The 6,314-nt window shown below is 61.2% G+C and carries 5 protein-coding genes and 1 pseudogene; 4 read left to right on the top strand and 2 right to left on the bottom strand.

What is annotated here, in order from left to right; genetic code table 11:
- The first annotated feature begins 86 nt into the window (after nt 1-86).
- The 3 genes and pseudogenes from FJ934_RS24910 to FJ934_RS24905 all read left to right on the top strand — a co-directional run bounded on the left by FJ934_RS24910 (nt 87) and on the right by FJ934_RS24905 (nt 2,812).
- Complete coding sequence (locus FJ934_RS24910; protein ID WP_140613073.1) at nt 87-1,451, top strand: epoxide hydrolase family protein; 1,365 nt, start codon at nt 87-89, stop codon at nt 1,449-1,451.
- Between the two features lie 39 nt (nt 1,452-1,490).
- Nucleotides 1,491-1,640 (top strand): annotated as a pseudogene (locus FJ934_RS28145) (hypothetical protein); the annotation flags it as partial.
- Nucleotides 1,641-1,768: 128 nt separating this feature from the next.
- Nucleotides 1,769-2,812 carry an alpha/beta hydrolase gene (locus FJ934_RS24905; RefSeq protein ID WP_140613072.1) on the top strand — a complete coding sequence of 348 codons (1,044 nt, stop codon included), beginning with the start codon at nt 1,769-1,771 and terminating at the stop codon, nt 2,810-2,812.
- Nucleotides 2,813-2,983: 171 nt separating this feature from the next.
- On the opposite strand, the gene FJ934_RS24900 is transcribed toward FJ934_RS24905, so the two are convergent.
- On the bottom strand, nt 2,984-3,775 hold the full coding sequence (locus FJ934_RS24900) for a GntR family transcriptional regulator (protein WP_140613071.1): 792 nt from the start codon (nt 3,773-3,775) through the stop codon (nt 2,984-2,986).
- The gene (locus FJ934_RS24895; protein WP_140613076.1) at nt 3,772-4,812 is read right to left on the bottom strand and encodes a Gfo/Idh/MocA family oxidoreductase; all 1,041 of its coding nucleotides are present in this window, start codon (nt 4,810-4,812) and stop codon (nt 3,772-3,774) included. Before FJ934_RS24895 ends, FJ934_RS24900 begins: the two co-directional genes overlap by 4 nt.
- Before the next feature lie 189 nt (nt 4,813-5,001).
- Between FJ934_RS24895 and FJ934_RS24890 the strand changes: the two genes are divergently transcribed.
- Nucleotides 5,002-6,270, top strand: a complete 1,269-nt coding sequence (locus FJ934_RS24890; protein ID WP_140613070.1) for an ABC transporter substrate-binding protein — start codon at nt 5,002-5,004, stop codon at nt 6,268-6,270.
- The last annotated feature ends 44 nt before the right edge of the window (nt 6,271-6,314 follow it).

Below are 6,314 nucleotides of genomic sequence, written 5' to 3'. Positions count from 1 at the left end.
TCCAGCAGACATGATGAATCAGATATTCTCGCCGATGGGAATCCCTCGCGATTCCGTCAGGTCAGATTATGCTCTAGGAGAACGTTATGTCAGTAACTTCGTTACCGGCGACTCGCCGCGAAGTTGTCGCCGCCGCGGCTGCCGCCGCTGCTTTGGGACTATTCCCCAAAGCGCTTCACGCCGCACAAATTCAAAAGGAGAAGGGTATGGCCCAGGCAAGTGCAACAAAGGTCGCCGGGCAATCAGCCGGCAAGGATGCAATTCGTCCGTTTCATATACATTTTTCGGACGCGGAATTGACCGATTTGCGCCGGCGGATCAAGGCAAACAAGTGGCCAGACCAGGAGACTGTCTCAGACACATCGCAAGGCGTGCAACTCGCCACGATGCAGCAACTCGCGCGCTATTGGGCTACAGAGCACGATTGGCGAAAGATCGAGGCGCGGCTGAACGACCTGCCGCAGTTCGTGACCGAGATCGATGGACTCGACATTCACTTCATTCATGTGCGGTCGAAGCATGAAGGTGCCCTGCCGCTGATCGTCACGCATGGTTGGCCAGCGTCCATCATCGAGCAACTGAAGATCATCGATCCGCTCACCAATCCGACAGCCCATGGCGGGACCGCCTCTGATGCCTTCGATCTGGTAATCCCGTCGCTTCCGGGGCATGGCTTTTCAGGCAAGCCGACGGCGCCTGGTTGGCACCCAGTGCGCATCGCCATGGCTTGGGCCACGCTCATGCAACGCCTTGGCTATACGAAGTACGTGGCGCAGGGCGGCGATTGGGGGAACGCCGTCACGGAGCTGATGGCCCTGCAGCAGCCGCCGGGATTGCTCGGTATCCACACCAACATGGCGGCCACTGTTCCGGCAAACATCTCGAAAGCGCTCGCGTTCCACGAGCCGCCGCCTGCCGATCTGACGGCCGAGGAGCGCAAGGCCTGGGACCAGTTGAGCCTCTTCTACGGCAAAGGACTGGGCTACGCGATCGAGATGGGCAACCGCCCGCAGACGCTCTACAGCATCGCCGACTCGCCGATCGGCCTCGCGGCTTGGATGATCGATCACGACGACGCCAGCGAGAAACTGATCGCCCGCGTGTTTGCCGGTCAGTCCGAAGGGCTGACGCGCGACGACATCCTCGACAACGTCACGCTCTATTGGCTTACAAACACTGCCATCTCCTCGGCGCGTCTCTACTGGGACACCACACAGGTCTCGAACGGAGGCGGCTTCTTCGATGTAAGGGGCGTCCAGATCCCGGTCGCTGTAAGTGCTTTCGCCGACGAAATCTATCAAGTCCCGCAGAGCTGGGCGAAGCAGGCCTATCCCAAGCTTATCCACTACAACAAGATTGCCAAGGGCACGCACTTTGCCGCCTGGGAACAGCCGAAAGTCTTCTGTGACGAGTTGAGGACAGCCTTCCGGCCGCTACGCCAGGAAATCTGAAGTGAATGGGGTGCTTGCACCCCAGTCACCTCTCAGGGGGCGGACAGGGACGGTGGGCAAGGGCAGGGCCTGGTCACCGAACAGCGTCTGTATCAATTGATCCGTCAACCGACGCCGATCGCCGATCGAGAGTTCGAAATCCAGTTTTCCGGCCCCAGCGTGGAGGTCTTTGCCTTCACATTCGGCTAGAGCCTGTTCCATTCCGATAGAACCGGAATGAGGCCTATCTGTCTGTTTGATCATGATCCTCCGCCAAACCGGTACACTTCGGAGTCATGTCCTGGCCGTTCCGCAATCATCAGTGACGGGAGTGTCCAATGCAGCCGTTCGCAATAAACAAACATCGCCGCTACTTCTTTGGCTTGGCAGCGCTTTCGGTCGCCATGCTTCAATTCGGCAAGGTGACATCTGCCGCGACAACAGCTGCAACAGCGGCGCCTGCGGTCGGGGCTGGAGCCAGAGCATCGTTCGGAACGCTGAAGCAGATCAACGCCGGGCCGCTGAATGTCGGATACGCCGAAGCAGGCCCTCGCGACGGGCCTGCGGTCCTCCTCTTGCACGGCTGGCCCTACGACATTCATACTTATGTCGACGTGGCGCCGCTGCTGGCTGCGAAAGGGTACCGGGTGATCGTGCCCTATCTGCGCGGTCACGGATCGACACGCTTCCGGTCGAATGAGACAGCGCGCAATGGGCAGCAGTCGGTAATCGCCGCTGATGTGATCGCGTTAATGGACGCGCTTGGCATCGAAAAGGCCACGATCGGTGGCTGCGACTGGGGTGCGAGAACCGCGAACATCGTTGCCGCGCTCTGGCCGGAGCGCTGCCAATCGATGGTTTCAGTGAGTGGCTACCTGATCGGCAATCAGCAACTCGGCATGGTGCCTTTGCCGCCCAAGGCAGAGCTGCAATGGTGGTACCAGTACTACTTTGCCACCGATCGTGGCCGCGCCGGCTATGAGAAATACAGGCGCGATTTCGCGAGACTGATCTGGCAGACGGCTTCTCCGCGGTGGAACTTTGACGATGCCACCTTCGAGCGCAGTGCCACCGCCTTCGACAATCCGGATCATGTCCCAATAGTGATTCACAACTATCGCTGGCGGTTAGGCCTGGCTGACGGCGAACCGCAATACGATGAGTTGGAGCGGCGGTTGGCGAGGGCGCCGGTTATCACCGTTCCCACGATCACACTCGAGGGCGACGCAAATGGCGCTCCCCATCCGGACGCCAGCGCTTACGCCAAAATGTTCACCGGGAAGTATTCGCACCGCCCGATCAAGGGTGGCATCGGACACAATCTGCCACAGGAAGCACCGCAGGCTTTCGCCGAGGCTGTCATTGACGTCGGTCGCTTGTGACTTTGGGAAAACAGACCGCCTCGATGGATGGACGCCGCAGAGAGCAGCAGATTGCTGTTCGGCACGGGGACGTTGGCGGGATACTCGGAGATGTTGGGAAGTGCCCGCGAAATCGGCACCATTCGGTTGTGTCGGAGTTGGAATCAGGATCCCCGACAAGGCTTGATGAATTCAAGCCTTGAACCGTGGCAGCGGGACACGGGGGACGGCGGCCTTGCCCGCGCGGGAGAATGACGTCCGAAGGCGGTAGCGGTCGCCAGCGTAGCGGATTGTCGAGGACAGGAGCGGCCGACCGGCCGAATCGACGATGAGTTGGCGCATCACCAGGGTGGATTTGCCGACGTCAAGGTCGAGATGGCGCGCGAGTGCAGGATCGGCGCCGCGCGCTTCGATCGTGGTTTCGGCGCGCGCCAGGTCGACGCCGGCATCGATCAGCAGGCCGAACAGTGACGCGTTCCGAAAATCGATACGGCCAAGATCGGGAAAGAGGGCGACGGCGAAGAACGAGGTATCGACGGCGACGGGAACCTGGTCCAGGCGTCGGATTCTTTCCAGGTGGAACAAGGTCGCGCCGGGCGCGATCGAGAGCTCCTCGGCCTCGTCCAGTGAGGCTGGCGCTTCCTCGGCGCGCAACACATCGGAGGAGGGCGTCAGGCCAAGACGCCTTGCGGTCTCGCTGAAGGATTCAAGCGTGTTGGGAAATTCCTTCGGCACCTTGGCCGATACATACCAGCCACGCCCATGCGAAGGAGTAAGCACACCCTCCTCGACGAGGCTCTGCAGCGCCCGGCGCAGGGTGACCCGGCTGATCGACATGCGGGTGAACAGATCGCGCTCGGGCGGCAGGCGCGCGCCTGAAGCAAGCTTGCCGGTAGCAATCTCATGCAGGATCGCGTCGGCCGCCAGCCGCCACAGCGGCTCTGGCCCATCCGACTGCAGCGGAGCGCCCTCCATCTCAGTCATCCATCCGCCTTTACCCTTTCCCACACGCCCGCTCGCATCGACCGATAGCAGGCGTCAATTATCTGGTTGACGACGACACCGTCCTCGAAGGTCTCTGACGGCGCCGTGCCTGCCGCGAAATGGTCGCAGAAGTGCCGCATCTGCTGCGAAAAGCCGTACGCCCTTGTTTCCTCCGGAACGGGATACACCCAACCGGTCTCGGCGTCCGCTTTCTCCACGAGGTAACCCACCGGTTTCTCGATGAAGCCCCAAACCGGACCGACGGACGTGTCCGTGACGATACGGCCGGCTGAGCCAACCAACTCGTGGCGCAGCTGCATGCCGCCTTTCTCGATCCAGGACGATTCGATGGTGGCGAGCTGGCCGCCTGCGAATTTCAACAGCGCGATCGCCGTATCTTCTCCCATGGTCTTGTCACCATGGACCATGGTGGCGCCCCAAGCCATCACCTCAGTCACGAGATTATCCTTGCCGAAGAAATGGCGGGCGCTTTCGACGGTGTGACAGCCCATGTCGAGCAGTGCACCGCCGCCAGCGAGCTCAGCGTTCCAGAAATGCGGGGCATGCGGCCCCGAATGCGCCTCGCGGGCCCTCATGGTCAGCAGGTCGCCGATGCCGCCTGCCTTCACCATTTGATATGCCTTTTCGATGTTGGGCGAGAAAACGGCGCTCTCGGCATAGCCGTGCCAGACGCCGGCGCGCCGGACGATCTCAAGGATTTCCTGGGCTTCCCTTCCCGTGCGCGCCAGCGGCTTGGTGCAGATGACGGCTTTGGCGTGGCGAGCGGCGATCCTGACGGCTTCGAGATGGATCTCGTTGGGCAGCGCGGTGACCACAAGGTCGACCGCAGGATCGGCGCAAAGCGCCTCCATGTCTTTGTGGGCGGTGACCTTGGGACCCCATTTCGCGGCGAAGGCGGCGGCACGCTCGAAGCCGCGCGAAGAGCACGCCACGAGTTCGGCGTTGCGCGCGTCGAGCAGGGAGTCCACATAAGTCTCGGCAATGAAACCGGAGCCTAGAATTCCAACTCCAATCATCAACTCCTCCCCAGAAATTCCAATCCAGTAGCGCGGCGATCCGGCCGTGTTCGACCCGAAACGAGGTCGGCGCTGCAAAAAGACAACACAATACCACTTGTCACAAGATGTATCAGTAGGTATGGTCCGAGGCAACAGTGCAAAATCGTGAATCCACACGAAGCACCGTGTTGAGGGAGGAGCCCCAAAATGCGTTCGATACGGACAGCAATCCCGCTGGCGATGACGTTTGGCGTAATGTTTTCCGGCGGCGTCGGCATGGCCTATGCCGACCCTGTCACCATCACCTTGAACAGCTGGCGCACCGAGGACATCGCGGTCTGGCAGGACACCATCCTGCCTGCCTTCGAGGCCAAACATCCCGATATCAAGGTCGAGTTCGCGCCCATCAACACCAACGAATACAATGCCGCCATCCAGTCGCAGATCGAAGGCGGCGCCGGCGGCGACCTGATCACCTGCCGCCCCTTCGACGTGAATCGCGAATGGATCAAGCGCGGCTATTTCGAGCCGCTGGAAGGGCTTCCGGGTCTGGCGAATTTCGACAAGACCTCCAGGGCGGCCTGGACCGGCGCCGACGACAAAACCTATTGCTTGCCGGTCGCCGCGGTGCTCGCCGGTTTCTACTACAACGCCGACATCTTCAAGGAACTCGGCCTCAAGGTGCCGACCACCAGTGCCGAGTTCATCGATGTGCTGCAGGCGATCAAGAAGGACGGCCGCTACACGCCGTTGGCCTACGGTTCGGCGGAGTCCTGGCAACTGGCCTACAATGGGCTCTACAGCATCGGCCCGGCCTACTGGAAAGGCGAGGAGGGACGGCTTGGCCTGATCGATGGCAAGAAGAAGCTGACGGATCCTGAGTTCGTCGATGCCATCGCCGCTTTCGAGGCCTGGAAGCCGTTCCTGCCCGCCGGCCAGGAGAGCCTGAACTATGCCGACATGACGCAGTTGTTCACGCTCGGCAAGGCGGCGATCCTTCCCGATGGCTCATGGGACATCAACCAGGCAACCTCGACCGGCCTCAACATCGGCGTGTTCGGGCCGCCGGTGCCCAAGACTGGCGACCAGCGCTATCTGCAGGAAATGCCCGACATGGGCATCGGCATCAACGCCAAGAGCACGCACAAGGATGCAGCAAAAACCTTCCTCGACTGGGTCGCCGGACCGGAGTTCCAGGAACTGTACGTCAACGCGGCCCCGGGCTTCTTTGCCATGAGCAGCAAACCGGTCACCTACAAGAACAAGCTGGCGCAGGATTTCGCCGATCTCAAGAAGGGTGCTCAACTGACTCCGCGCTTGGCGCTGGACCGCCTGAGCGCCGGTACGCCGCCGCTGGACGACGAGACCTGGCGTCTCCTGCAGGTGATGTTCACCAAGTCCGACGTCACGCCGCAGCAGGTTGCGACCGAACTCCAGGCGGGTCTTGCCTCTTGGTACGGGCCGCAGAAGAAGTAATCCGGCAATGCTTCGCGCATGCCTTGCCAAGTGGCGGGGCATGC

The sequence above is a fragment of the Mesorhizobium sp. B2-4-12 genome (genome assembly GCF_006441575.1).
In the GTDB taxonomy this organism is placed as follows: Bacteria; Pseudomonadota; Alphaproteobacteria; order Rhizobiales; family Rhizobiaceae; genus Mesorhizobium.
The sequence above is the reverse complement of the archived record's forward strand: the minus strand, read 5'-3'. Positions and strand labels throughout refer to the sequence as shown.